The 25,888-nt window shown below is 58.3% G+C and carries 22 protein-coding genes; 14 read left to right on the top strand and 8 right to left on the bottom strand.

The window, feature by feature from the left end; genetic code table 11:
• Positions 1 to 102 precede the first annotated feature (102 nt).
• Together B2M20_RS05300 and B2M20_RS05290 are read left to right on the top strand one after the other, a co-directional pair.
• On the top strand, positions 103 to 372 hold the full coding sequence (locus tag B2M20_RS05300) for a hypothetical protein (RefSeq protein ID WP_201789008.1): 270 nt from the start codon (positions 103 to 105) through the stop codon (positions 370 to 372).
• A gap of 1,813 nt (positions 373 to 2,185) precedes the next feature.
• The gene (locus tag B2M20_RS05290) at positions 2,186 to 3,121 is read left to right on the top strand and encodes a DUF2189 domain-containing protein (RefSeq protein WP_079446031.1); all 936 of its coding nucleotides are present in this window, start codon (positions 2,186 to 2,188) and stop codon (positions 3,119 to 3,121) included.
• Positions 3,122 to 3,255: 134 nt separating this feature from the next.
• On the opposite strand, the gene B2M20_RS05285 is transcribed toward B2M20_RS05290, so the two are convergent.
• Positions 3,256 to 3,492, bottom strand: coding sequence for a hypothetical protein (locus B2M20_RS05285; protein ID WP_139372846.1), 237 nt, complete (start codon positions 3,490 to 3,492; stop codon positions 3,256 to 3,258).
• Between the two features lie 460 nt (positions 3,493 to 3,952).
• On the opposite strand from B2M20_RS05285, the gene B2M20_RS18965 reads away from it, so the two are divergent.
• From B2M20_RS18965 to B2M20_RS05255, 6 genes are all read left to right on the top strand, one after another.
• Entirely contained in the window at positions 3,953 to 4,297 is a 345-nt protein-coding gene (locus B2M20_RS18965; protein ID WP_139372845.1) for a hypothetical protein, read from the top strand.
• A 52-nt stretch (positions 4,298 to 4,349) separates the two neighbouring features.
• Positions 4,350 to 6,041: an efflux RND transporter periplasmic adaptor subunit gene (locus B2M20_RS05275; RefSeq protein ID WP_079446028.1), complete on the top strand. Its 1,692-nt coding sequence runs from the start codon at positions 4,350 to 4,352 to the stop codon at positions 6,039 to 6,041.
• 8 nt (positions 6,042 to 6,049) lie between these two features.
• Complete coding sequence (locus B2M20_RS05270) at positions 6,050 to 9,169, top strand: efflux RND transporter permease subunit (protein WP_079446027.1); 3,120 nt, start codon at positions 6,050 to 6,052, stop codon at positions 9,167 to 9,169.
• Between the two features lie 30 nt (positions 9,170 to 9,199).
• Positions 9,200 to 9,574, top strand: a complete 375-nt coding sequence (locus B2M20_RS05265; RefSeq protein WP_079446026.1) for a hypothetical protein — start codon at positions 9,200 to 9,202, stop codon at positions 9,572 to 9,574.
• A 385-nt stretch (positions 9,575 to 9,959) separates the two neighbouring features.
• The gene (locus tag B2M20_RS05260) at positions 9,960 to 11,333 is read left to right on the top strand and encodes a dicarboxylate/amino acid:cation symporter (protein WP_079446025.1); all 1,374 of its coding nucleotides are present in this window, start codon (positions 9,960 to 9,962) and stop codon (positions 11,331 to 11,333) included.
• A gap of 372 nt (positions 11,334 to 11,705) precedes the next feature.
• Positions 11,706 to 12,476: a lysozyme family protein gene (locus B2M20_RS05255; RefSeq protein WP_244553432.1), complete on the top strand. Its 771-nt coding sequence runs from the start codon at positions 11,706 to 11,708 to the stop codon at positions 12,474 to 12,476.
• Here the strand turns inward: B2M20_RS05255 and B2M20_RS20545 are convergent.
• Entirely contained in the window at positions 12,454 to 12,576 is a 123-nt protein-coding gene (locus B2M20_RS20545; RefSeq protein WP_274533944.1) for a hypothetical protein, read from the bottom strand. The genes B2M20_RS05255 and B2M20_RS20545 overlap by 23 nt on opposite strands.
• Positions 12,577 to 12,979: 403 nt before the next feature.
• Here B2M20_RS20545 and B2M20_RS05245 point away from each other — a divergent pair, with 403 nt between their 5' ends.
• A complete protein-coding gene (locus tag B2M20_RS05245; RefSeq protein WP_079446024.1) occupies positions 12,980 to 13,513 on the top strand; it encodes an ATP-dependent metallopeptidase FtsH/Yme1/Tma family protein in 534 nt (177 codons plus the stop codon).
• Positions 13,514 to 13,604: 91 nt separating this feature from the next.
• Here the strand turns inward: B2M20_RS05245 and B2M20_RS05240 are convergent, their stop codons facing one another.
• Together B2M20_RS05240 and B2M20_RS05235 are read right to left on the bottom strand one after the other, a co-directional pair.
• Positions 13,605 to 14,045, bottom strand: coding sequence for an SRPBCC family protein (locus B2M20_RS05240; RefSeq protein WP_079446023.1), 441 nt, complete (start codon positions 14,043 to 14,045; stop codon positions 13,605 to 13,607).
• 242 nt (positions 14,046 to 14,287) lie between these two features.
• Positions 14,288 to 14,842 (bottom strand): TetR/AcrR family transcriptional regulator, encoded by a 555-nt coding sequence (locus B2M20_RS05235; protein ID WP_244553431.1) that lies wholly within the window; start codon positions 14,840 to 14,842, stop codon positions 14,288 to 14,290.
• Between the two features lie 2 nt (positions 14,843 to 14,844).
• Here B2M20_RS05235 and B2M20_RS05230 point away from each other — a divergent pair, with 2 nt between their 5' ends.
• From B2M20_RS05230 to B2M20_RS05210, 5 genes are all read left to right on the top strand, one after another.
• The gene (locus B2M20_RS05230; protein WP_173815913.1) at positions 14,845 to 15,192 is read left to right on the top strand and encodes a hypothetical protein; all 348 of its coding nucleotides are present in this window, start codon (positions 14,845 to 14,847) and stop codon (positions 15,190 to 15,192) included.
• A 185-nt stretch (positions 15,193 to 15,377) separates the two neighbouring features.
• Positions 15,378 to 15,656 (top strand): YiaA/YiaB family inner membrane protein, encoded by a 279-nt coding sequence (locus tag B2M20_RS05225; protein ID WP_244553430.1) that lies wholly within the window; start codon positions 15,378 to 15,380, stop codon positions 15,654 to 15,656.
• A gap of 73 nt (positions 15,657 to 15,729) precedes the next feature.
• A complete protein-coding gene (locus B2M20_RS05220; protein ID WP_079446020.1) occupies positions 15,730 to 19,137 on the top strand; it encodes an acyl-[ACP]--phospholipid O-acyltransferase in 3,408 nt (1,135 codons plus the stop codon).
• Complete coding sequence (locus B2M20_RS05215) at positions 19,134 to 19,817, top strand: alpha/beta fold hydrolase (protein ID WP_079446019.1); 684 nt, start codon at positions 19,134 to 19,136, stop codon at positions 19,815 to 19,817. The genes B2M20_RS05220 and B2M20_RS05215 overlap by 4 nt, the downstream gene beginning before the upstream one ends.
• Positions 19,818 to 20,468: 651 nt before the next feature.
• Positions 20,469 to 21,278, top strand: a complete 810-nt coding sequence (locus B2M20_RS05210) for a transporter (RefSeq protein WP_079446037.1) — start codon at positions 20,469 to 20,471, stop codon at positions 21,276 to 21,278.
• Positions 21,279 to 21,353: 75 nt separating this feature from the next.
• On the opposite strand, the gene B2M20_RS05205 is transcribed toward B2M20_RS05210, so the two are convergent.
• Genes B2M20_RS05205 through B2M20_RS05190 form a run of 4 tightly spaced genes read right to left on the bottom strand, consistent with a single transcriptional unit; the run spans position 21,354 to position 25,883 of the window.
• Positions 21,354 to 21,797, bottom strand: coding sequence for a PTS sugar transporter subunit IIA (locus tag B2M20_RS05205; RefSeq protein WP_079446018.1), 444 nt, complete (start codon positions 21,795 to 21,797; stop codon positions 21,354 to 21,356).
• Positions 21,798 to 21,830: 33 nt separating this feature from the next.
• Complete coding sequence (locus B2M20_RS05200) at positions 21,831 to 22,520, bottom strand: response regulator (RefSeq protein ID WP_079446017.1); 690 nt, start codon at positions 22,518 to 22,520, stop codon at positions 21,831 to 21,833.
• Positions 22,517 to 25,240, bottom strand: a complete 2,724-nt coding sequence (locus B2M20_RS05195) for a sensor histidine kinase (protein WP_079446016.1) — start codon at positions 25,238 to 25,240, stop codon at positions 22,517 to 22,519. The genes B2M20_RS05200 and B2M20_RS05195 overlap by 4 nt, the downstream gene beginning before the upstream one ends.
• Positions 25,241 to 25,277: 37 nt before the next feature.
• A complete protein-coding gene (locus B2M20_RS05190; RefSeq protein WP_079446015.1) occupies positions 25,278 to 25,883 on the bottom strand; it encodes a K(+)-transporting ATPase subunit C in 606 nt (201 codons plus the stop codon).
• Between the last annotated feature and the right edge of the window lie 5 nt (positions 25,884 to 25,888).

The raw sequence follows: 25,888 nt of genomic DNA, 5'->3' as shown, positions 1-25,888 counted from the left end.
TTAGCCAAAAGCAATCGCGACTCATCAAAGGCCTCCTGTCCGAGACCGTGAATCACAAACTCAGCGCCGAAGGAATCACTTTTATGGGTCCCGACCCTAATAGTGACCATCAAGGCTGAAGAATTAAGCGCTCGATTAACTTGGAATACCTTGGTCTATCTTGCGGAGCTTAGGTACGACGAAGGCTTGGAAATCGAGAACGCTGTTCCGCTGTCATCTCTTTCGGTTGATCGACAACGCTACGTTCAATCTTTGCAAGACGGCGCCGAAAAAGTCAGTATTGAAAAGGTGTATGCTCTGAAAGGAATATCGTATGAAGCCTATTTTTTTGATCGCCAAAACCGTTTGATTAGCAAAATCAAATTCGACTGAGAACATCGGTCCAGGTGGCACAGAGAATTGAAGCGACCAAGATCACTGCGAACGCAATTTGAGAAAAACTCACCATCGATAATCTGCCCCTCGCTACCATGTTGCGAGTATCGCATCATGTTGAACTGGCGCATTCGAAACTGTCCATGGTGCGCGAGTTCGTCCGCTTTCACGGTGGTGGTAACGAGGACAACGAAGCCGCTGCAATTGAACAATTGGCCTCGCGACTCCGCGCTGCATGATTGAGCCGACGACTACTGTGTTGGCGCGGGCATTGTTGCAGGCGGCGCTGGAGGCGATGATGTAGTCGGACTGAATCCGCCGAACATATAAATGAGCGCTATAGCGAGAAAAATCGCTGCGGCGAAGCCCATCGCTCCGAGGCTTAGGGCTCTCCGATTTCGTAATCCTCGAAGCATTTCCGTCGCCCCCCAAAATAAGAAAATGACATGCGCCGCATTGCGACCCAACGTCCGGAGCGGTCTACTACTGCTTACCCCATGCTTACCCAAATGAAGAACAATTGAGCGAGCCGCAGTAGCAAGGTGTATCTAATTGATATCTTTGTGTAAATGGTGACGGGGCTAAACAGGGTAATTTCCTGCAAAAAACAGGAGACGTATAGCGACCATCGTGACTTACGCCTGCCTCGTAGCGCTTTCCGTGATTTGTCTGAAGGAGGATATCAGGGAATAAACAGGGAGGCTACGACCGCGTATTGGCAGAACGGCTTGCCGATCTTGTTCTCACAGATCCGTCCTATAACGTTCCTATCACCCGTCACGGTCGCCGCCCTGCGAGGTCATGTGTTCGTACTCGAGCGGCATATTCTCGGTCCGACGTGGCTCGCCTATGACGCACACAGCGGTCGCCATAGGACGCGCATTCATCCTAGGTCAATCGCCGGCTTCCAGATCGTCAATCCGCCACGGTTGAGGCTGGTACTGCAATGGTCCTTGTCGCATCATTCTCGCTATCGTCATCTGGTGCGGGTTCGGATTGGTGTGTCTGCTTCTTGGCGCCAAAGCCGACATGTCGATCAAAACCGTCAAGGAGTGGATTTTGGTCGCGACCTCCGTTGATGTGCGGGCCGGGGCTGTCGGCGAAGAGGCAATGCCGAAGCAGCCGCAAGAACGGCTGGGGTGTCTGAGCGGCAAATCAAAGATGCACGGCGACGTCTCACGTCCTCTAGTAATTCACCCAATATCTCGACGCGCAGATAGCCAAATAAAATGCAGCTAAAAGGCCAAAAAGACCACTTGCAAACAAGAGGCCACTCTCAACCAATAGATCACGGAAAGCTGGCGCAGCGTCTTGTTCTATCGCCAGCGTGATCCGCTTGCGCCTTTTGAGAGCAAGTACAGCGAAGGTATATGAAAGGCCCGCTGTAATAGACACATACGCTATCTGTCCTATCACCTTGCGTCTCCTTCAATGTGGTCGGGTGCTGGTTGCAACCAGCCTAGCACATCGCACATCAGGTGGGCTATTTTGCTCGTCGCGAGCTTCGACAAAAACCCGCCGGCAAGGGAGACCCACCGGCGGGTCTTTGGTCGGAGATCCGCAGCCAATCCCGGATGGACCTGGCCGCGCACCCCATCCGCACAAATAATAACCGATGCATCCCGCAGCACAAACTCACTGAAGAGTGAGCAACTAACATCAGAAATCGGAGTTAGAGTTACCTTACAGGTCGCGGCAAGATCAGGTTGGTTGTGCTCTCGCGTCTGGTCTTGATCGTGATCGTTTCCGAAGGGGCGAACTCGCGCCTTCCGGCGGCCAGAGATCGACCCGCGAAAGGGAGACAACGAACATGGCCACTTATTATCCTCTCGAAGGCACGTCACCCCCACCCTCAGAAACTGCCGCCGTAGACGGACCCGTGATCCGCCATATCGGTTTCTCCGACCTTCTTGACGCCCTGCGGCTGGGCTGGGAAGACTTCAAGGCGGTTCCCAGCCACGCCATCGTCCTTTGCGTTATCTATCCCATAATCGGAATTCTGCTGTGGCGTATGGTGCTCGGCTACTCGGTCTTGCCGATGCTGGTTCCGATCGCCGCAGGCTTTGCCTTGATCGGGCCATTTGCGGCGCTAGGACTTTATGAACTGAGCTATCGGCGCGAACTCGGCCAAGAAGCCTCCGCCTGGCACGCGTTCGGCGTGCTACGAGCGCCGTCGTTTGGATCGATGCTTGGACTGGGCGCGCTGTTGTTTGCTATCTTTGTCGGCTGGGTGGTATCGGCGCACGCGATCTACGTGTCCACCTTCGGCAACACCCCGGCAGCGGCAATGCCCGATTTCTTCACGCAGGTCTTCGCCACGTCCGAGGGCTGGCGCATGATCATGATCGGTGTCGGCGTCGGGTTCCTGTTCGCGGCCGTCGCGCTGTGCATCAGCATTGTGTCGTTCCCGCTGATGCTTCATCAACACGCCGATATGAGCGATGCCATTCAGACGTCGATGCGCGTGGTCGCGAAGAATCCAATCGCGGCCGCGGAATGGGGTCTGATCGTTGCTGTCTTGCTGACGCTCGGGTCGATTCCCTTCTTCCTTGGCCTCACGATTGTGATGCCGTTGCTCGGTCATGCGACGTGGCACCTCTATCGCAAGGCGATCGAGAGCCCTTTGATGTCGTCATCGCACGAGCCCGAGCAAATTGAGAGAGAAAAGCGCTACGCGGCCGATTTCCCGTCCGTCTTGTTGCCCCCATACGGGCGCAAGCATCGGTTCTTCGATAGTTCGGATTGATGGAAAAAGGTTCGCTCTCGCAAGGCCGTCTCGATGGCAATCGAGGCGGCCGGCGCGCGCGGATCGCTCAACACAGACTCCAACCGATTATCGTCTTCAGATAGTCTTGGAAAACCCCGTTCCGGTGGGGTTTTCTATTCCGGCCGCAAATGCGCTTCGATCAACTCACGAGCTGTTTCGTAGACATGTTGCACAGCAGGATCGGCACCCTGTTGCATTTCAAGCAACATCAGGGCGTTTTCATAAATCTCAGTGGCATCTTGCTGAGTCAGGACGCCGCGATTGACCAGCGCTGGGATTAGCGCGGCAAGCAGCGATGACGAAACCAATTCGGACGCGGCAACAGATTCGAGCGGGTCTAGGTCAGGCACTTTTCGCCTCCAGGGTTGCGGCTCCGCTGATGCTTTGACGTGGGTTTTCTAAGTGGCGCTGTCAATTACCGAATTTGATGCATCCGTTAGCACGAGCTTACCGTTATCCACGCTGATCGAGCGGCGCTCTGCAAGCAACGTCAAATCATCGCTCGATGGCGCGAGCAGCTTGCGCCCCGCTCGGATGTCACGCAACTCATTCTCGTAGTGTCAACGGTCATGCTGCAGCTAAATCGATGATCTCCGACGCCAAGCGCGACACACGTCAGCGTTCGCGGAACCGAACTGCGGTGTCGCTGCGATACGACACGAGCCCGTGGACGAAGATGGCACCTTGTTTGCCGCTCAATTCTCTCCTAGTTTGACCGCAATGAGCCACAAGCGGCACGTCCGATTACTCCCTCTCGCAAGAACACTCATGTTCCTGGCGGTGGGTGCGCTTTTGCTTCAGACTATGTTGATGTCGATTTCTCAGGCCTCGGCTGCCTCTGGCGTACTGCCTGAACCAGCCGTTGTCCTGAACGGTTCCATGCACTACCACGGCCACCTCGCAGGTCATGTGCATGTCCATCATGGTGACATCGCCGAGGGCCACGTTCACAGCCCAACCGATCACAACCATGATGGCGCCCTCCCGCCTTCGTTCTGCATGCTGTTCTGCGTATCCGTTACCATTCCGACTGCGCCCATTTTGGCTGATCCGTCTGGGTTTGTCGGCGTTGCCCAACTGCCTCCATCGGAGCGTGCGGACGGCATCGACCCGGGCGCTCTGATCCGCCCGCCAAGTACCCCCAGCATCGCGTAGTCCGGGCGGCCCTTTCGGCTGCTGCAAATTCGCGTGTCTGAAGGGGTTTTCAATGTTCCTGAATCAATGCTGCCCGCGTGGGCAGTTCGTAGGGCTTGGCGCCATTGGATTTGGCTGTCTGTTTGCCTTCGTGCTCAGTCTTTCTGTTTCGGCCGCCCATGAGGGGCACGATCATGGCGACGATCAAAAATCGGCAGCCGCCTCGTCTGTGTTTCCTCGGGTGACGGCGCAATCTGATCGCTACGAGGTCGTCGGCGTCCTGAAGAACGGCAAGTTTTCGATATTCGTCGATGACGCTGTGTCCAACCAACCGGTAACGGATGTCACCGTGCAGGTCACGATCGGTGACACGGAAGCCATCGAAGCCGAGCACGGCCCGAACGGCTATACAATTCCCTCTCCTGATCTGGTCCGTTCCGGATCGACGGAGGTGATCTTCTCGATCAATGGTGGAAAGGGTGACGACCTGCTCGTCGATTCCTTTACCCCCTCCCAGCCGATCGAACCGAACATGCGGCGCAATTCGACACGGTTTTCTCCGATAGGGACCGCGGAAGCCCTTGTTTTCGCGGGAATCATCCTCGGGCTGCTGTTCGGTTATCTGAGACGTCGAGGACGGCGCAACGCGTCCTACATCGCCGGGCTGACATCTGGAGCTTGCGTGCTTCTGGCAGCCGCCGCATCCGCCGGATTGCAGAACGCAGGAATGTCGGCCAGCACGCCACAGCTGCAAGCTCAAAGCGATGCCCCACGACGGCTGCCGGACGGCACCGCATTTGCTGCCAAACCGACGCAGCGCCTACTGGATATCCGCACGGCTACCGCCGAGCCCGGAACTGCACGACCAGCGTTTAACTTGATTGGCCGCATTATCGGCGATCCAAACCGCAGTAGCATTGTCCAAAGCATTTACGGCGGCCGCATCGTCCCCAACGACGGAACGTTGCCGCGTATCGGGCAGAAAGTCACCAAGGGAGAAACACTTCTCCGGATCGAACCTTATCTGCCCGTGGCAGACCGCACGACGATTTCCGAGAAGATGGGGGAAATCGAGCAACTCATCGCGGTCGCCGAAACCAAGATCAAACGTCTGCGGCCATTGGTTGAACGCGGTGCGGCGCCGATGGGTCAGCTCAACGATCTTGAGAGTGAACTGGCAGGATTGCGGGCCCGACGCGAAACCATACGCAACTCTCGCGGTGACTATGAGCTTTTGCGGGCATCGACCGATGGCGTCATCACAGCGGCCAAGGCCGTGCCTGGTCAGGTCGTTCAGGCGCAAGACATTCTGTTCGAAATCGCCGATCCTCAAGGACTCTGGATCGAAGCATTGGCCTACGACGAGCTTGACCCCGCGGGTCCTGTCCAAGCGACGGCGTCAGATTCGGACGGCACCTCGTTTCTTTTGTCCTATCTCGGAACCAGCCGCGCCCTGAGACAGCATGCGACTGTGGTTCATTTCTCCATTCCGGAACCTCTTTCGGGCCTTCGCATCGGCCAACCCGTTACCGTGCTCGTCCAGGGCGGCAGGGCGAAGCAGGGTTTGATCTTTCCACGCGATGCCGTGGTGAAGAGTAACAACGGCGAGAGCGTCGTCTGGGTGCATGTCGCCCCTGAACGTTTCGAGCCGAGACCCGTCCGGATAGAGCCGCTCGATGCCAAAAACATAATCGTCACAGCCGGCCTTAATGCCTCCGATCGGGTCGTCGTGCGCGGCGCGGACCTCATCAACCAGATCCGCTAGGAGCCATCATGTTCAAGCTCATCGTGCAGACGAGTTTGCGCAATCGCCTGTTCGTATTGGCAGCAGCGGCAGTCCTGATCGCTTACGGCCTGTTCGTGCTTCCGCGCATCTCGATTGACGTCTTTCCGGATATCAACCGACCGACAGTCAACATCCTGGCCGAGGCGGAGGGGCTTGCCCCGCAAGAAGTCGAGCAACTCGTCACGTTTCCAATCGAAACCTCGATGAACGGCATGCCCGGCGTCCTCCGCGTCCGTTCAGTCTCCGGCGTAGGGCTTTCGGTGGTTTACGTCGAATTCGATTGGGGCGTCGATGTCTACCGGGCGCGCCAGTTCGTTTCGGAACGCCTCGCGCTGATCCGCGAGCAATTGCCCACATCCGTGAATCCACGAATGGGTCCGGTCACCTCCATCATGGGCGAGATCATGTTGATCGCGCTCAACACGGACGGCAAGGCATCGGCGATGGACGTGCGCGAGATCGCCGATTTCGTGGTCAGGCCGCGGTTGCTCGCCATTCCGGGCGTCGCTCAGGTCATCCCCATCGGCGGCGAGGTTCGGCAATATCGGGTGACGCCGAACGTTGCCACGATGCAGGCCCTTGGCGTCACACATGAACAGATCGAGCGAGCTGTTACACGTTTCGGCACCAACACCGGTGGAGGATTCGTTGATCAGCACGGCCGGGAATTCCTAATCCGGAACGTGGGGCTAACGAGGAAGATCGATGACCTTGGCAATACCGTTGTTGCGGGCCGCGACCATCAACCCATTTTGCTGAAGCAAGTGGCGCGGGTCGATTTCGCTCCGCGCGTCAAGCGAGGCGATGCCGGCTACAACGGCAAGCCAGCCGTCATTGTAAGCGTCCAGAAGCAACCCGCGTCGGATACCGTGGTACTGACCCGCGAGATCGAAGCTAAACTGCGAGATTTGCAGCTTACGATGCCTGCTGGAATCTCCGTCACAAACGTCCAGTTCCGGCAGGCCACGTTCATCGAGACCTCGATCCGCAATGTTGAGCGAGTCCTCGTTGAGGCCTCGGTCGTCGTCGCCGTGATCCTCTTCATTTTCCTGCTCGACGCGCGTGCGACGGTCGTATCATTGACCGCCATTCCGATATCGATCCTGGTGACCGCTCTGGCTTTCGGCGCCTTCGGACTCACTATCAACACGATGACGCTCGGAGGACTTGCGATTGCGATCGGCGAACTGGTTGATGACGCAGTCGTCGACGTCGAAAATATCCTGCGACGGCTTCGGGAGAACCGCACGCAGCGCAATCCCCGACCCGTTCTCGAAGTAATCGCGCAAGCGAGCCAGGAGATCCGCTCCGGCATCGTCTATGCGACAATGATTACCGTCCTGGTTTTTGTGCCGTTGTTCGCGCTTCCCGGAATCGAGGGGCGGCTGTTCACCCCGCTCGGCATCGCCTACATCGTTTCCATATTGGCGTCTTTGCTGACGTCGGTGACCGTTACACCCGTCCTCTCCTACTATCTGCTCTCTGGAAAGGCTCGTTCGCGCGAGCGCGACAGCATCGTCGTGCGAATGCTGAAGCAAGGCAATCGGTGGCTTCTCACCTGGGCGTTCGATCGCTGGAGACTCGTTCTCGGCGCAGTCAGCATTGCGGTTCTGATCGCTGGATATGCCGCGGTCATGTTGCCGCGCAGTTTTCTCCCGCCCTTCAACGAAGGCACGCTGGTGCTATCCCGTCAGTACAACCCGGGCATTTCGCTGGTGGAGTCGAATCGTCTCGGCCTTTTGGCCGAACAGCTTCTGTCGCAGGTGCCGGAGGTGAAATCAGTCGGACGCCGAACCGGCCGCGCCGAACTCGATGAACATGCCGAGGGCGTGCATTACAGCGAGATTGATGTCGATCTGACTCCATCGACACGGCACAAGACCGATATCTACGCCGACATCCGGGACAAACTGTCAGCCTTACCCGCCTCCGTCGCAATCGGACAGCCAATCAGCCATCGGCTTGATCATTTGCAGTCTGGCGTTCGCGCCCAGATCGTCCTCAAGATCTATGGGCAAGACCTCGATACACTGCGCCAGTTGGCGGAAACCACCCGCCAGCGGTTGTCACCAATCTCCGGGCTGGTCGATCTCCAGGTGGAGAAACAGGTTCTCATTCCGCAAGTACGGATCCAGGTTGATCACGAACGCGCCGCCCTCCACGGCCTGACGCCCGCGGCAATCACGCAGGCATTGGACACCCTCTCGAATGGTCGCAAGGTCTCGCAGATCGTCGACGGCAATCGACGCTTCGATGTCGTCATGCGTTTGTCCGATCAGAACAGGTCAACAAGCGGCCTCCGGGATCTTCTGATTCCGACGTCGTCCGGGTTCATCCCCTTAAAGGAACTCGCGGAGGTCACAGAGACCGACGGACCGAACCAGATCCAGCGGGAAGGCACGCAACGCAGAATCGTTGTTTACGGAAACGGCGACGGACGCCGCGACATGACCGAGATCGCGTCAGACATCCGGCGCGCCTTGGCCGAGATCAGCTTCCCGCAGGGTTATACGACCAACCTCGAGGGAGCATTCCAAGCACAAGAGGAAGCAGCATTGCGGATTGGCATCCTGTCGTTGGTGTCGCTGTCGATGATTTTCATCGTTCTTTACGGGCGATACCGATCGGTTGCGCTAGCGTTCATCATCATGGGTGGCATCCCTCTGGCATTGATAGGTAGCGTGATCGCCTTGACCATCACGGGTGAGCCATTGTCGGTCGCCTCCATGGTCGGCTTTATCACACTCGCGGGCATCTCGGCCCGCAACGGCATCTTGAAGATATCCCACTACGTCAATCTTGCGCTTCATGAGGGTGAACGCTTCGGCCACCGCCTGATCGTGCGCGGCAGTCTGGAACGGTTGAGCCCCGTTCTCATGACGGCGCTTTGTGCAGGCCTTGCACTGACGCCGTTACTGTTCGGCGCCAATGAGCCTGGCCGAGAAATACTTCATCCCGTTGCTGTCACGATCTTCGGCGGTCTGCTGAGCGCAACGGCCCTCGATACCGTCGTAACGCCTGTCCTGTTCCTGTTGTTCGGCCAAAAACCTTTGAACCGCCTTCTGACCGAACACACCGCAACTTCCGAACTAGCGGAAGCCTTCTGACCCTTACCCAACCCCAAACAGAGAAATGCAATGCAGAAATATATCTTCCTGGCCATGATCGTCACCCTGACATCCTCTGTCGGCCCAGCTACGGCCCAAACGAAGAAAGGCAATAACGACGGTCCGGTCGTCACCTCGCAGGGACATGCGATCGAGTTCGTCCACAAGGGAGGGGAGATGATCTTCTATATCGGTGATCATGATGGATCGCCCCTACCGACCAAGGAGATGAAGGGCCGCGCAACGGTCCAGCAAGGCGGCAAGACTGTCACCGTGCAGCTCAAACCAGTTAATCCTAACATGATGGTCGGCAAGGCCGAGACCGAACTGGCGTCGCAAGTGCGGGTCGTGTTCTCGGGCAACGTGCACGGTCATTCCCTAACCGCCCGATATACGGTCGAATAAGCGACTGTTATTGCGAGAGCAGCCGCAAAAATGGTCGGCGACTGCCTCATGTCCCGCGCCGTTCGTTTCTCGTGACCATGGCCTGATCCGGGCGTTGGCAGCGATCGCGCTGCCATTCGTGACGCAAGTCTGTTGGCCTCATTTGGCGAGCGGGATGGGTGGAAATGATCTACCTCGCGTGGGCGCAGAAGCGCGCGGCGTGTGTCCGGCAGCCGTCCACATGGACCTTGCTGGCATTGCGATATCGAGTCCATTGACTTGCTGCCGCTTGCACGAGCACGTCAACGGGCGAAATTTGCTGGGAATAGGGAGGCAGCGGGCGACAAGCCCGCGAACCGCCCGACATCGGAACACTGACCGGCGTCGAAACCACGGGAGGGAGCACATGGAGACGGCACGCTCGACGACGGCTGGTAGTCCGCTCAAGCCGTTCTACAAGCATCTCTACGCCCAGGTGCTCACCGCCATCGTGCTTGGCGTCCTGCTGGGGCATTTCTACCCGCATCTCGGAGAGGCCATGAAGCCGCTGGGCGACGGTTTCATCAAGCTGATCAAGATGCTGATTGCGCCAATCATTTTCTGCACCGTCGTGCACGGCATCGCCGGCATGGACGACATGAAGAAGGTCGGGCGCGTCGGAATTAAAGCACTGGTCTATTTCGAGGTCGTCACCTCGCTCGCGCTAATCGTAGGCCTGATCGTAGTCAACATCCTGCAGCCCGGCGTCGGCATGAATGTGGACACCCACGCGCTCGATACCAAGTCGATCCAAGTCTACACCACGAAGGCCGGCCAGCAGGGTACGGTTGAGTTCCTGATGCACATCATCCCCAATACGGTGGTGGGTGCCTTCGCGGAAGGCGAGATCCTGCAGGTTCTGTTGTTCGCGATCCTGTTCGCCTTCGGCCTGTTCATGATGGGCGAGCGCGGCCGTCCCGTCCTGGCTTTTATCGACATCGTCTCGCATACGTTCTTCGGGATCGTCGGCATCATCATGAAGGCGGCGCCGATCGGTGCATTCGGCGCGATGGCGTTCACCATCGGAAAGTACGGCTTGGGCGCTCTGCTCCTGCTAGCGAAGTTGATGGCGTCCTTCTATCTGACCTGCGTGATCTTCGTGATCTTTGTGCTGGGCGGGATCGCGTGGCTCGTCGGCTTTAACATCTTCAAGTTCATCAACTACATCAAGGAAGAGCTTCTAATCGTGCTCGGAACATCGTCATCCGAGTCGGTGCTGCCGCGCATGATCGAGAAGATGGGAAATTTGGGCTGCAAACAGTCGGTCGTCGGCCTCGTGATCCCGACCGGCTACTCCTTCAATCTGGACGGCACCTGTATCTACCTGACCATGACGGCTATCTTTCTTGCGCAAGCGACCAATACCGAACTGACTCTTTGGCAACAGCTCGGCATCATCGGCGTGTTGCTGCTCACCTCGAAGGGCGCCGCCGGTGTGACCGGATCTGGGTTCATCGTGTTGGCCGCGACGCTCGCGTCCGTCGGCACAATTCCGGTTGCCAGCATTGCGCTGATCCTGGGGGTCGATCGCTTCATGTCCGAGGCGCGTGCGCTGACCAACTTGGTTGGCAACGGTGTCGCCACCGTCGTGATTGCTAAATGGGAAAACGCGCTCGACGAAGAACGCATGCACAGGTTACTCGATCAGAAACCGGAACTCGAAGCGTCCGAACCCGAGGTCGCCATGGGGCCGCCCGATCCGTTGCTGCCGCAGGCATCGACCACCCGTACCACATCCTGAGGAAGGCCCTTCAGCGCGCGTCCCCAGCTTCTTGTGTGGCTTCTTGATCGACGACCTCAGGCCAGTCGAGCATTGCCCGCGTTAACCGTATCCCCAAATCTTGTCGCGTAACCGCGACGGCGGGTCAACTTCTGCCGCTAAGCCGCCCTATTGGATCTTTGCAATATCTCTCGACCTTTGGGGAGTTTTTTCCGGCGGCCTTTGAGTAAGGCTTTCCTCTTCGGGAGTGTGAAATCAGATGAAAGTGGCTCTCGTCCTTGTTGGTCTCGATACACTCACCACAATGAAATTCGAGACACCGCCGTGCACGACAAAGCGGATGAGCGAGCCGCCCGCTGATGGCCTATCCCGAGCATTGAATCTTTCAACGCGATGGCAAACCTAGCCCAACGATTCATTTGGATCGAGCTTGCCTGCGGCAATTCGCGGACCCTCGCGCATACGTCCGAGCAAACGGGCCGTATTGATGAAATACGGCCACCTCGCCCCGACGAGCGTGAGTACGTTGTCGCGGCGAGGGACTGGCTGTCGGCAGAGTCCATCACGCTCGTTCTTGGAGTGGCAATTGGTCTGGCTTTCGTCGCAAGTTTCGTCCTGCTTCGTGACACCCAATTGAACGGGACAATCGACAAGGCGGTCACGAAGGCTTTGGTCGAGCGCATTATTATCGCCGAGTCCAATGGTGACGCGAATGCAAGGAACAAGCGCTCGAGCGCGACGGGTGCCGCCCAGTTTGTTGACGACACGTGGCTCGAAGCCATTCGTAGGCATCGACGCGATCTGATGGCGGGGCGCAGCAAGAAGGAAGTTCTGGAGTTACGGCGAGATCCCGAGCTTACGCGAGAGATTGCCGCGCAGTTGATCGACGAATATGCCGCGATGCTAGACAAGCGCGGTCTGCCGATTACGCCCGGTTCTCTTTATCTTGCCCATTTCGCGGGACCCGCGGGCGCCGTGGCGCTATTGTCCGGCGCAGAAAATGCCGATGCTGCTTCCCTTATGGCTACCGCTGACACAACGGGTCGGACGACGCGCGAAAAAATCGTCAACGCCAATCCGTTTCTCAAGGTGCTAACCGCCGGCGACATCAAGAGGTGGGCCGACCGCAAGATGACACCAATCAATTCTCCAGGGCGCTTGTGAGAAGTTCCACCCGCCGCGCCAGTTCCTCGGAGAAGGGCGTTTTGAAGAGGATGCCCTTGGAAATTTCGTTGTCATGCTTCATTTGCTTGGCGGTGTCCATGCCCCCGCCATTGATGCAAGCCTGAGATTTGACCCGGCCTTTGGAAGCTTGAGACTCCTCGCTCGTGGGTGTTACCGGCGGCATTGCCGTCTTGCTCGGCGACTCCGCGTCCGACGGACTGGCGCCGTCATGTACGCTTTCTCCCGATCGATCCGGTATGAGTCATGCTGAAGCTGCTGCCTGGGCCGGGAGGGCCCGACATCCGCCGGTGAGATGAAGCTTGCCCGACCGGGACCTCGTAGGCAAGGCAAGGGCAACTCCCCGAGCGGCGCCTTGCCCTTCGGCACCGTCTTGCTACCTTTCTACCGCTTGGCCATCGGTACGCCGAGGTCAGGTCAGTCCGATCCGGCGTTCGAGCGTCCGGTCGGCAACTTTGGTCAGCAGGTTATCGGAGCTTGTCGTCGTGGAGAAGAAAGAGACCATCGCCCATCACGAGGCCGGACACGCCGTGATAGCGCGCGTGCTGGACATCCCGGTAAGCTACGCGACCCTCGATGCACACGACGGCGCTGGCGCCGTCGTGACGAGGTCCAGCGCGACGCACCTCGCCCTGGACGACCTTGAGACGCCGGAGAAGTACGCCATTGTCGCGCTGGCCGGCCCGCAAGCGCAGCATCACTATCGTCCCATGTCACTCGCGGCCCAGAATCACGCGTGCGAGGGTGGTTGGCGCGTGGATCGCGCCAACGCGACCAGCCTCCTGGCGATGCTGGTTTTGCGGCAGCACGGCAAGCCGGCGGTGCCGGGCAGCTACGTTGAGTTGGACGGCCCCGAGACAGAGGAGTTCAGCCGCCTATTCAGCCGTACGACCCAAAAGACTGCCGATCTGGTCGAGGAAAACTGGCCTGCAATCCAGCGCGTCGCTGCGGCCCTGCTAAGCCGTCCCGGGCTTACCGAGGATGATATCGACGCCCTAATCGCGGCGCACGACAACTAGCAGGACTATTTTATACCGACGGTTAAATCTGAGTTCGAGCCCTGCCTTCCCTGCCGGGTAACCTCCCATAATATTTAACTGTATCGTTGCCTCATTTGAGGTCGGGCTCGACAAGCTTTGCAAGCTTGCGCAGCGACTCCTGCCAACCGAGATAACATGCCTCGACTGGGATCAGATCGGGTACGTTCTGCTGAACCACCGTCATCTCCGTTCCAACTGAAACGGTCGTCAACGTGACCGTTACTTTCATCTCGCCCGGAAGGTTCGGATCATCGAACACGTCGCTGTAGACGATTGTCTCGCCAGAAACGAGTTTCAGATAGGTCCCGCCGAATGAATGGCTTTGCCCCGTCGTGAAATTTCGGAAGGACATTCTGTGCTTGCCGCCTTCCTTGGCCTCAAGCTCATGGACAGTGCAGGTAAAACCGAAGGGCGGGAGCCAGCTCGCAATCGCATCAGGTTCCAGAAAGGCGCGGTAGACCTTTTTGGGTGGGGCAGCAAAGACCCGGTGCAGTTTAACAGTGTTAGGCATAGATCATATCCTTTCATAAGTTCCCCAGGGCGTTCCCAGCCGCGTTTTACGTATGAACTTCTCTTAGGACGAACGACCTGCACGCCTTCCGACAATCCGCAAAGGTTTCTTCCAATCCATTCTTCGTAAGCTTTCAGTCAGCCACTCGCTGAGAAACGTAACCGCCGCGATGATCGTCCTGCGCGTGAACGGTACATCTCTCAAAACGAATTATAGCTTCTTGTGGCGATCGGCGAGCGCGGTCAGGCGTGCGCGCTCAATCCTTTGAGTTGCGCATCGACGAATTGCGCAAGTTGCTGCCTGAGATTTGGCGATGGTACGGCGACCATACGGTCTTCGAGCCCGAGCGAAATGATCCCGTGCGTGGCTGAAAACATGGTTCGCGCGATCAATAACAGCTCATCGGGATCGCGCTTCGATAAAAGCCGCGAGAGCGGCGAATACATCAGCGCGAACGCCTCCATGACCATATCGAGAATATCTTTGGGAAATGGGCGGTTTTTCTCCATACGATGCTCAAATAGCGATCGGAGCAGATTCGTGTGCTCCACGGCGAACTCGAGATAACCGGTCGCCAAACCATGGAGCTGGGCGCGCGGGTCTTCGCTGGGAACCATGCGTAGTTTCGATGTGAGCAGCTGAACCGTCTCGCGGTTCACGGTCAGGATCAGGCCGTCAAAGTCACCGAACTCATTGTAAACGCTCCCAATCGAGCATTCCGCGGCTTCGGCAACGTCTCGAACTTTCAATGAAATCAGTCCCTTAGACGCGATAATGCGTCGTGCGGTATCGAGCATCAGTGTGCGCCTGCGACTTTTTTTCTGATCGCGCAAAGATTCTTCTTGAACAATGTTCATTTTTCCCGTACCGAATTTTGAACAATGTTCAAAATAGCAGGAGGCCCTTGAATATGCAAACGGTCGTTCTTGAAAACATAGCTCTTACCGCTGTCGACGATGCCCATGCCCTCGCGACCGGCGTCGGCAGGATTGCCGTCAAACTCGTCATGAAGCTCCTCCTATCTCCAATCGACCGGATGGCCCAAGCCAGCGACGTTGCGGGCGTGCTGGTCCACCGCCGCAAGCGGCAGCAGACAGGAAAACGCCGTTGTCCGTTTTCTTTCGGCCACCTGAAACACCTGACATGAGGCCGATCGATGCGCCAATCCCTCTTCCGACTGTTCGACATACTGAGCGACCTGTATCGGCAATCGTTATCCCCGATAACAAGCCTGAATCGTTCACTGGCGGCGGCTCATCAATCTCACATCGCGGCTCGGCGCGCGCTTGCGATCGCAATCGCCGAACCTGAAGTCTTAACGAAGGAGCTACTATGTCACAGCATATGACGCATTCCGATCGTCCCACCAGCGCATGGGTCAACTTTTCCTACATCTGCTTCGTAGCATCTGTCCTGATGGTGGGCGGGGGTATTTTCGCGCTTCCGCTGGATTGGTGGACACGCGCCTACTTCGCAATGGGAATGGGGATGTTGATTCAATCCTGCCTAACGCTCGCCAAGACGGTTCGTGACCTTCACGAGAGCAACCGCATGATCAACCGGATTGAGGAAGCGCGGACGGAAAAGCTCTTGAGCGCCGAGCGGGCTTGACACCAAAATTTCCAAACTGCGGCCCCCCCGTCAAACTTGCCGTTTTGCAATTCAAAGCCATCACAGGAAGCCAATGATCCGGGAACTGATGTCATCACGCCGTTTTGCGCCGTTGTTTTGGGCTCAATTCTGCGCCGCGCTAAATGATAACGTTTTGAAGAACGGCCTTGTCATCATCCTGCTGTATGGGGCTACGACAACGCAGGGCGGCGGCACTCTGGTGACGATCGCCGGCGCGGTTTTTATTTTTCCCTTCTTCGTACTCTCGGGCCTCGGCGGCGAACTCGCAGACAAATACGTCAAGTCCGTCGTGGCGCGACGGTTGAAGTTCGTAGAAATTTTCGCCGCCGCTTTTGCTGCTGTCGGATTCTTCTTGCACTCGATTCCGTTTCTATTCCTGGCGCTCTTTATGTTCGGGACCGTTGCCGCGCTTTTCGGCCCTGTAAAATATGCCATTCTGCCTGATCAGTTGTCCGTCGGAGAACTTGCGACGGGTAATGCGCTGGTGGAGGGCGCGACTTTTCTCGCGATCCTGATCGGCACCATCGCTGGCGGCTTACTGGTCTCCGGTACGGCCCATATGGGCTGGGTCGCCTTCGCGATCGTGCTGCTTGCGTTCCTGTCATGGGCGTTCGCTTCCCGCATACCGATCACGACGCCATCGGCGCCTGAACTAGCCATAACAGCCAACCCCTGGACCTCGACCCTTCGTCTGCTCAGATCACTTTATGCCGAGCGGCGGCTCTGGGATGGCATGCTAATCGTGTCGTGGTTCTGGCTGGCCGGCGCCATCGTGCTGTCGCTGCTGCCCACTTTGATAAAGGATATCATCGGCGGCACCGAGACTGTCGTGACAATGTGCCTCGCGATCTTCGCCATTGGCATTGCCGCGGGTTCGCTGTTTGCCGCTCAGCTTTCGCATGTGAGGCCGAACCTCGCGCTGGTCCCGATCGGCGCGATCGTGATGGGCATTTCCGGCCTCGACATCGCATGGGTGGTGGGTCACGCCACGCCGGCCTCCGGTGTCACGCCGACAGCCTTTCTTACCTCGGTTGATGGCCTGTGGATCGTTGCCAACTTCGCGATCTTCGCCTTCGGTGGCGGCCTGTTCGTTGTCCCCTCCTTTGCCGCCGTACAGGCGTGGTCTATGCCGTCCGAGCGCGCTCGCGTGATTGCAGCTGGCAACATCCTCCAGGCAGGCTTCATGGTGGCGGGCTCGCTGATGGTCGCGCTGGTTCAAGCTGCCGGGCTTTCGATCGCATGGATCTTCTTTGGCCTCGCGCTCGCGTCCTTCGGTTCGATCTTCTTTGTTCTCAGTAAATGGGGCAAGGAAGGCGTCCGCGATTTCGGTGCGCTGTTGTTTCGGGCACTCTTTCGGGTCGAAGTACGGGGATTGGAAAATCTCCCCGAACCTGGCACCCGCATGCTGATTACCCCCAACCACGTCAGCTTGGTCGACGGCCCGCTGATACATGCGACATTACCGATTGACGCCAGCTTCGCGGTCGACACCGGAATCGCAAAGGCATGGTGGGCCAAGCCGTTCCTTCGACAGATCAGACACTACACCATGGATCCGTCCAGGCCGCTTGCAGCACGCGACCTGATCAAGCTTGTCGCGTCCGGGGAGCCGGTCGTCATCTTCCCGGAAGGCCGCATCACGGTCTCTGGCTCTTTGATGAAGGTTTACGACGGTACTGCAATGATCGCGGACAAGGCGGACGCCGTCGTGGTGCCGGTGCGGATCGAAGGCGCCCAGCGCTCATATCTGAGCTACCTGAAGAACGGTGAGATCAAGCGCAGTCTTTTCCCGAAAGTCACGATCTCCATCTTGCCGCCGGTGAAGCTGGCGATTGCCCCCCTCTTGAAGGGCAAGGCGCGGCGCAATGCCGCCGGTAGCGCGTTGCAGGACGTCATGATCGACGCCATGGTGAAGAACGCGATGCTGGACCAAACGCTGTTCGATGGACTGGCACACGCGCATCGCGATCGCGATACCGGTAAGCCGATTATTGAAGACGCGCTTGGCACGTCCTTGACCTACCGTAAGTTGATCCTTGGTGCGCAAGTATTGAGCCGCAAGCTCGAACAAGGCACATCCATCGGCGAGAACGTCGGCGTGCTATTGCCGAACTCGGCCGGCGTGGCGGTCGTATTCATGGCGCTTCAGACCATCGGCCGCGTGCCGGCGATGCTGAACTTTTCGGCCGGCATCTCGAACGTGCAAGCGGCGATGAAGGCGGCGCAGGTTCGCACTGTCCTTACGTCGAAAGCGTTCGTTGAGAAAGCCAAGCTCGACAAGCTCGTGGCGGCGGTCGCAGGCGAAGCCCGCGTGCTCTACCTCGAAGACATCCGGGCCGGAATTGGCTTTGCCGACAAGCTGGCCGGCCTGTTAGCCGGGTCCGCGCCCCGAGTTGCGCGCAAGGCCGATGACCCGGCGGTCGTGCTGGTCACGTCCGGCTCGGAGGGGACGCCTAAAGGTGTGGTGCTGTCCCATCGCAATATCCTCGCCAACGCATCACAGGCAATGGCGCGCGTCGATGCCAACGCCAATGACAAGGTTTTCAACGTCCTGCCGGTGTTCCATTCCTTCGGGTTGACCGGCGGCATGATGATGCCCCTGCTGACGGGCATCCCGATTTTCATGTATCCGTCACCCCTGCACTACCGGATCGTGCCCGAGTTGATCTACCAAACCGGTGCCAGCATCCTGTTCGGAACCGACACCTTCCTCGCCGGCTACGCACGTTCGGCTCACGCTTACGATTTCCGCTCGCTACGGCTGGTGCTTGCGGGCGCGGAGGCCGTCAAGGATCGGACGCGCCAGATCTACATGGAGCGCTACGGTTTGCGTATCCTGGAAGGGTACGGCGTCACCGAAACCGCGCCGGTGCTCGCCATGAATACGCCAATGGCAAATCGCCCGGGCACGGTCGGCCGGTTGTCGCCGCTGATGGAGGCGCGCCTCGATCCTGTCCCTGGAATCGAGGAAGGCGGACGTCTTTCGGTTCGCGGCCCGAACGTCATGCTCGGCTATCTGCGTGCGGAAAACCCGGGTGTGCTGGAGCCCCTGCCGGGCGGATGGCACGATACCGGCGACATCGTCAGCATCGACACTGCCGGCTTTATCACGATCAAGGGTCGCGCCAAGCGCTTTGCGAAAATCGCCGGCGAGATGGTTTCGCTGTCGGTCGTCGAAGCGATGGCGACCACCCTCTGGCCGCAAGCAATTTCGGTCGCGGTTTCGATTCCCGACCAGCGCAAGGGCGAGCGGATTGTGCTGCTCACGACCCAGAAGGATGCCAACCGTGCCGCGATGCAGCGCCACACCAAGGCGTCAGGGATATCGGAATTGGCCGTCCCCGCCGACGTCTGCGTAGTGGACAAGGTCCCACTGCTTGGCTCCGGCAAGACCGACTACGTGGCGGCGACAGCGCTCGGCAAGGAGACGGTACGGATTGCCGGGCGCGAAGTAGCGTGACTGATACACTTTCATCAGGCGTGGTTCTCCTCCATGGCCTGGCAAAAACGCCACGCTCATTCAGGCGAATGGAACGAGCGCTGCAAAAGGAAGGCTTCGCGACGCTGAACCTCGCCTATCCGAGCCGAAAATATCCGCTGGAGGTACTCGTCGAAAATGTTCACACTGCTATACATCCGTTTGCTATGCAGACGGACGCGCTTCACTTCGTCACACACTCCATGGGTGGACTACTCGCGCAATTCTATCTGGCAAGATATCGACCGATCCGGCTACATCGCGTCGTCATGCTCGGCCCACCGAATGGCGGCAGCGAGGTCACGGATTTTCTAAAGGAAACTGCGCCTTATCGTGCATTTTATGGACCTGCCGGTCACCAACTCGGGACGAGCCGGCTGCAATCTTCCGAGCGGCTTCCACTACCGGATTATTCTGTTGGGATCATAGCGGGAAACAAAACGATCGATCCGATCTCGTCCTTCTTTATTGTACCGCAGCCAAATGACGGCAGAGTTTCGGTAAAGAGCACCAGACTAAAAGGCATGAGCGACCATATCGTACTTGGCGCAACGCACTCCGGTTTATTGAGACACCAGAGCGCGATCAATCAGACTCTGTCCTTTCTGCGTGATGGCCAATTTCTCCGGACCGCTATAGACAGCCATCTTCGAAGCTTTTAGCTGAACGGTAACATCGATCGGAGAATTGACCGCCCCACAGGCAAACCGCGCCGGTGGCGGAGAGAAAGCCCACCATAATCGAGTGATGTTGGACCTGTGCAGACTGATCAAGCGGATGTTCACGGGTCTTTTCCGGAGCCGATCATTGTTAGGGTACCCCCGGTTGCTGGAAACTTTGCGTAGCAACAGTGACCACCGCCTCCCGAGACGGGACAGCTCATCGCCCCGAGTCCAGTTCCTTGGGTAGAGCGATGCCTTAACTCGCAACCGCGTGCCGGCCCACGCAGATGATGCGCTTGCACTCGCAAGATGGTATCTTTGAGTCACGCTTTACCCCTCCTATGGGTTTCTACCGACCTCGGAATGCGTGGTGAGCCGTTCGTTCGTCTGGCTTGTGATGAACTCGATTACCTTCAAGAGCCCGCATAAAGAGTTGCTTATGCAACTGGCGTCGGACTCACCTCGAATTCCTATACGCGTTGCGATAGCCACTGAGAGCCCCGGAGTATGTCGAGAGCTAACGGGGCATTTGCCGCTAACGGGCTCCTCGTTGCGCTTGAATGCAAACATGAAACTCGGCCTCGACGTGTCAATCGCGGATTAAGGAAGATCATGAGGCGCGCTTGGACTTGTCTGAAAGGAATGGATGCAATGACTCGTTGCTCTATCCTGTTTGCCGCGCTGCTTGCAGGTCCCGCCTTCGCACAGGATGCCGTACCAACGGCGTCTGTGGCCGATGCGCCGATCTGTACCGACCGGCCGACCAAGTCCAACTTCGCCTGCACGGTCCCCAAGGGGCTGGTGCAGATCGAAGCGGATGGCTTTACCTGGCTGAACAACACCGCGGGAGGTAACCGGACCGATCAGCTGCTGTTCAGCAATCCCACCGTGAAGTATGGCCTGACCGATAGTTCTGACATCCAGCTGAACTGGGTACCCTTCACGCGGGTGCGGACCGGCGATGCTGTCGGCAATGTGTCCACCCAGTCGGGCATCGGCGACGCAACCGTGCGGTTCAAGCGGCGGCTCACCGGCCCCGAAGGCGACTTCCAACTCGCCGTTCTGCCGTTCGTGAAGTTGCCCACAGCACCCACTGGCATCGGCAATGGCAAGGTGGAGGGCGGCATGGCCGTGCCCATCAACATCAGTGTGCCGAACGGCTGGACGGTGACGCTGGGACCGCAACTCGACGTTCTTGCCGACTCTGATGGCCAAGGCCGGCATCTTGGAGCGACGGGGCTCGTGAACGTAGCGAAGCAGATCGGCAAGTTCACGATCTACAATGAAATCTGGACCAGCCAGAATTTCGATCCTGCCGGGACCGTACAGCAATACAGCTATGATACGGCTTTGGTTTGGCTACCACACCCGACTCTGCAGTTTGATATCGGCGTCAACATCGGCCTCAATCGCAACACGCCCGCCATTGTAAGCTACGTCGGCGTCTCCACACGCTTCTGATGAGGTTGGCATGCTCGCTCATCTTCGCCCAGCGATCACCAGTGTGACAATGTTCACGGCGGTTCTCGACGTTGGCTAAGCGACCATCGCGCTATGGAAGGCAGCACCATCTTGCGCCTGACGAAGCGCCTGGAGCGCTTCCGCATTTCTCAACCTGCGCGCAACCGCAGCGAGCACGTTCAGATGTTCGCCAGATGTCGCTGTCGGCAGAAGAAGCAAAAACACGATATCCACGGGCTCCCCATCGATAGCCTCGAAATCAATCGGCTTCTGAAGGCGCGCGAGTACACCAAAAGCGCTCTTAAGACCTGGAATCCGTGCATGAGGAATGGCAACTCCGCCACCCACGCCGGTCGACCCAAGCCCTTCGCGCTTTAATATTTCGCATGAGACCGTCTTTTCATCAGAACTGGCGGCTACAGCCGCACGAGCGCAAAGATTGCTCAACAAATCGGTTTTGGTTGATGCCTGGACGTCCACAAGAGTGTTTTCCTCCGAGAGATAATCGGCAAGTTGCATTGTGCTTTCCACATTGTTTTTCTATCGTGAGTGTCAGTCTGGTGAGCGAAGCCGATAGCCGACCCCGGTTTCAGTCAGAATGTATTGAGGGCGCTCAGGGTCCTTCTCGATCTTCTGTCTGAGTTGGCGGACATAGACGCGTAAATATTGCGCGTCTGTCATCGAATCCCATAGCTCCCCAAGCAGAAACTTGTGTGTCAGCACCTTACCCGCATGCTGCACGAGGACACGGAGCAGGTCATATTCTTTGGGCGAGAGCTTTGCCTCTCTTTCGCCCATTCTAACAATGCGCCGAACGAGATCGACGGAGAGGTCACCTACCTTAAAGATTGGGCGTTCGCCCTGCGCTTGAAGCTGGTGGCGCAGTGCCGCACGCATGCGTGCGAGCAACTCTTCCATTCCAAACGGTTTTGTCAGGTAGTCATCAGCACCGTAATCGAGCGCCTGGACCTTCCCGGCTTCGTCGCCGCGGCTTGAGAGGACCACGATCGGAACGGATTCGCTGCGAGCACGGATCATCCGCAAGAGTTCGTGTCCCTGGATGTCCGGCAGTCCGAGGTCGAGAATGATCAGATCGGGTTCTTCCTTAAGCAATTCCATCCCCATCTTCCCGTTCGGCGCCTCGATGATCTGGTAGCCTTGTGTCGTCAATCCCATGCGTAGCAGCTTACGAATCGGCGGTTCATCATCGATGATGAGAACCTTGGATGCGGGTGCGTTCATGCGGCGGTATCCAGCGGCTGAGATTGGAGTGGAATCGGCAGGCGGATGGTGAAGGCTGCACCCGACCGGTCTGGCCGATTAGCCGCGACGATCGTGCCGTTCATCGCCTCGACGAAACCGCGCGAGATGGCCAGCCCAAGGCCGGTTCCAGCCCGGACCTGATCTGTCTTCTTTGCGCGGTAGAACTTGTCAAAGATATGCTCGAGATCAGCCTGCGGGATGCCATCGCCTTCGTCGACGACCTGGACACATACTTCATCGCCATCGCGCCAACTCTGAATTCGGATCGTCGTGTCCGGCGGGGCATATTTTGCGGCGTTGTCGAGGAGATTGAACAAGACTTGCTCGAACAGAACCGCATCGATTCCAACCATCGGAGGCTCAGGCGCCAGTTGCACATCGATCTGATGATGGAGAAGGATCTTATTGGCGCGCCACAGCGCGCTGCCGATGATCTCACTCACATCATGCGGAGCCAGGTTCGGCACGACCGCTCCAGACTCAAGCCTGGTCATGTCGAGAAGATTGGCGATGAAACGATTGAGCCTCTCAGACTCGTCGATAATAGTAGCGAGGAGATCCGCCTTTTCGATCTCGCTCAACTTGCCCGACAGATCGCGCAGCGTTCCGGCCGACCCCAGAATCGCCGCAAGCGGCGTCTTGAGGTCATGGGAGATCGAGGTGAGCAGCGCCGACCGCAACCGATCGGTCTCGACCGATCTTTTGACGCGATCCATATCCTCGACCAGATGAACGCGCTCGATGGCCAATGCGCTCTGGTCGATCAAGGCGTCCAGCAGACGGCGCTGGTCGGGCGTGAACAACGGCCCCGACCGATCGCTATCGATACCCACGACGCCGATGGTGCCGCGACCCGTGCGCATGGGCAGGAATAGCCATTTAGCCCCGGGCAGCGTGTCTGAGGCGCGACCCGCGGGACGGTCATTTTGCCACGCCCATTTCGCCGCACCGATGTCCGCTTCGTCCAGCGTATCTTCCGGTGGGTAGCCTGCCTTCACGACAATGCTTCCCTCCTCTGGCAGGAGGAAGACCACCCGGACCTTAAGCATCAACGCGGTCTGGTAGGCAGCGGCCCAGAGTACGTCATCTAGCGTGCCGACGCCCGCAAGCTTGCGGCTGAAGGCGTACAAAGATTCCGTGGTGCGGGCGCGTGTTGCCGCCGCAATGGCCTGAGTGTGGACCCTACCAGCGACATTGGAGACGAACACCGCCATGATGACGAAGAAGGCAAAGGCGGCGATGTTCGTCGGATCGGAGATCGAGAATGTATATAATGGCTCCATGAAGAAGAAATTGTAGCTAAGGGATGCAGCGACGCTGGCCAGGAGAGATGGCCAGAGGCCGAAGCGCACGGCAACGGCGACAATCGCCGTCAGGAAGACGAGATCAACGGTCTCGATGCCAACAAGTGGCAGGATCAACTTTCCGACCGCGAGCGCCCCGGCGACCGCCGCAAGCGACGCCGCAAAGGGGAGCGGATCCGCAAACTTTGGCTTCGGCGTGGTCTTCACAGATTTCTTCGAAACGATCTCTCCTGAGGTCTCGTCACCACCGATCACATGGACGCTGATGCTTCCAGAGCGACGAACCAGGTCATGCACTATCGAGCCATGCAGGATTTCGAACCAGCGCGAGCGGGTCGACTTACCGACGATGATATGGGCGGCGTTGGTGGACTGCGCGTATTTGATGATGTCGTCGGTGATCCGCCGGTCGCCACCTGGGATGGTGTTGGCATCGCCACCCAACGTCTGCGCGAGGCGCAGCGTATCGGCGATACGATCTCGCTCCTCCTCGGTGAGCTGGAGGCTCCGTCTGCCTTCGACCGACAGCGCGATGAATGATGCATGCAGGCGGTCGGCGAGGCGTTTGGCGTAGCGCACGAGTCCGGCGGCGCGGGGATCCTCGCTGACGCAGACGAGCACGCGCTCGCCGGCCGGCCATGGACCCTGGATGGCACGCGACCTCATCTCGGTGAGGAGCTGCTCGTCAACGCGCTCCGCGGTACGACGCAGCGCAATTTCCCGGAGTGCCGTCAGATTCGCCGGCGAGAAGAAGTGTTGCAGGGCACGCTCGGCCTGCTTTGGAACATAGACCTTGCCGTTTTTCAGGCGGTCAATCAGGTCGTCAGGCGTGAGATCGACCAGCTCGATGGCATCCGCCTGGTCGAAAACGACATCTGGAATGGTCTCGCGGACACGCACATGGGTGATCTGCGCGACCACGTCATTCAAGCTTTCGATGTGCTGGATGTTGACCGTGCTGTAGACGTCGATGCCGTGGCTTAAGAGCTCCTGCACGTCGAGATAACGCTTCGGATGGCGGCTGCCCGCAGCGTTAGTGTGTGCGAGCTCATCCACGAGCACGATCTGCGGCAACCGCGCAATGACCGCGTCGATATCCATCTCGTCGAGATGCTGCCCGCGATAGTCGGTCTGCCGGCGCGGAATGACCTCGAGGCCTTCCAACAGGGCGGCCGTCTCCTTGCGGCCATGCGTCTCCACCACACCCACCACAACGTCGCAGCCGTCGTTCTTCCGGGCGCGCCCTTGCTGGAGCATTTCGTAGGTCTTGCCGACGCCGGGAGCGGCGCCGACGAAAATCTTCAGCTTGCCGATACGTCTATCCTCACGCCGGGCAGCCTCCAGGAGGGCCTCCGGCCACGGACGTTGATCGTTATCGAGGTTCTGTTCTGCCATCAGGTTCTCCCGGATGGCCCACGCGGCCAGTCAACTCTTATCGCGCCTCGACCTCATTCAGGGCAAGGTTGAGGGCGAGAACGTTCACGCGCGGCTCCCCGAAAACCCCCAGAGCCCGACCCCGGATTTGCTGGTTGACCAACTCGCGGAGCTGAGCCTCCGGGATGTTTCGCGCCTTCGCTACGCGGGGAACCTGGAAGAGCGCTGCCTCCGGAGAGATGTCCGGATCGAGACCGCTGCCCGTGGTCGTCACCAGATCGATCGGCACCGGCATACCGGGGTTCTCCTGCCTGAGCTTTTCGACGTCGGCCTGTACGCGCTTGAGGAGCGCCTTGTTGGTCGGGCCTAGGTTTGAGCCCATCGAATTGGCCGCATTGTAGGGTGCCGGAACGGTCTTGGAGGAATCAGCGGGATCAGGACCGAGAGTCGCCGACGGCCGCCCGTGGAAATAGCGTTCGCTCGTGAATTGCTGCCCAATCAACTCAGAACCAATGACCGTTCCGTTGCGCTCGATTAGGCTTCCTTGCGCCTGATGAGGAAAGATCGCGCCGGCGATCCCCGTTATGGCGAGAGGATAGATGAGGCCTGTGATCACGGTAAGTGTGATGAGGAACGTGATGGCGGGACGGATTTCTCTCAGCATGATGT

Origin of the sequence: Nitrobacter vulgaris, assembly GCF_002028545.1 — a bacterium.
GTDB classification, from domain to species: Bacteria; Pseudomonadota; Alphaproteobacteria; order Rhizobiales; family Xanthobacteraceae; genus Nitrobacter; species Nitrobacter vulgaris.
The sequence above is the reverse complement of the archived record's forward strand: the minus strand, read 5'-3'. Positions and strand labels throughout refer to the sequence as shown.

Excerpts from the sequence above, each read along its gene's own strand:
- B2M20_RS05290 (WP_079446031.1), top strand. The coding sequence starts at position 2,186 with ATGGCCACTTATTATCCTCTCGAAGGCACGTCACCCCCACCCTCAGAA.
- B2M20_RS18965 (WP_139372845.1), top strand. The coding sequence starts at position 3,953 with ATGTCGATTTCTCAGGCCTCGGCTGCCTCTGGCGTACTGCCTGAACCA.
- B2M20_RS05275 (WP_079446028.1), top strand. The coding sequence starts at position 4,350 with ATGTTCCTGAATCAATGCTGCCCGCGTGGGCAGTTCGTAGGGCTTGGC.
- B2M20_RS05270 (WP_079446027.1), top strand. The coding sequence starts at position 6,050 with ATGTTCAAGCTCATCGTGCAGACGAGTTTGCGCAATCGCCTGTTCGTA.
- B2M20_RS05265 (WP_079446026.1), top strand. The coding sequence starts at position 9,200 with ATGCAGAAATATATCTTCCTGGCCATGATCGTCACCCTGACATCCTCT.
- B2M20_RS05260 (WP_079446025.1), top strand. The coding sequence starts at position 9,960 with ATGGAGACGGCACGCTCGACGACGGCTGGTAGTCCGCTCAAGCCGTTC.
- B2M20_RS05255 (WP_244553432.1), top strand. The coding sequence starts at position 11,706 with ATGGCAAACCTAGCCCAACGATTCATTTGGATCGAGCTTGCCTGCGGC.
- B2M20_RS20545 (WP_274533944.1), bottom strand. The coding sequence starts at position 12,576 with ATGGACACCGCCAAGCAAATGAAGCATGACAACGAAATTTCCAAGGGC.
- B2M20_RS05240 (WP_079446023.1), bottom strand. The coding sequence starts at position 14,045 with ATGCCTAACACTGTTAAACTGCACCGGGTCTTTGCTGCCCCACCCAAA.
- B2M20_RS05235 (WP_244553431.1), bottom strand. The coding sequence starts at position 14,842 with ATGCTCGATACCGCACGACGCATTATCGCGTCTAAGGGACTGATTTCA.
- B2M20_RS05225 (WP_244553430.1), top strand. The coding sequence starts at position 15,378 with ATGTCACAGCATATGACGCATTCCGATCGTCCCACCAGCGCATGGGTC.
- B2M20_RS05220 (WP_079446020.1), top strand. The coding sequence starts at position 15,730 with ATGATCCGGGAACTGATGTCATCACGCCGTTTTGCGCCGTTGTTTTGG.
- B2M20_RS05210 (WP_079446037.1), top strand. The coding sequence starts at position 20,469 with ATGACTCGTTGCTCTATCCTGTTTGCCGCGCTGCTTGCAGGTCCCGCC.
- B2M20_RS05205 (WP_079446018.1), bottom strand. The coding sequence starts at position 21,797 with ATGCAACTTGCCGATTATCTCTCGGAGGAAAACACTCTTGTGGACGTC.
- B2M20_RS05200 (WP_079446017.1), bottom strand. The coding sequence starts at position 22,520 with ATGAACGCACCCGCATCCAAGGTTCTCATCATCGATGATGAACCGCCG.
- B2M20_RS05195 (WP_079446016.1), bottom strand. The coding sequence starts at position 25,240 with ATGGCAGAACAGAACCTCGATAACGATCAACGTCCGTGGCCGGAGGCC.
- B2M20_RS05190 (WP_079446015.1), bottom strand. The coding sequence starts at position 25,883 with ATGCTGAGAGAAATCCGTCCCGCCATCACGTTCCTCATCACACTTACC.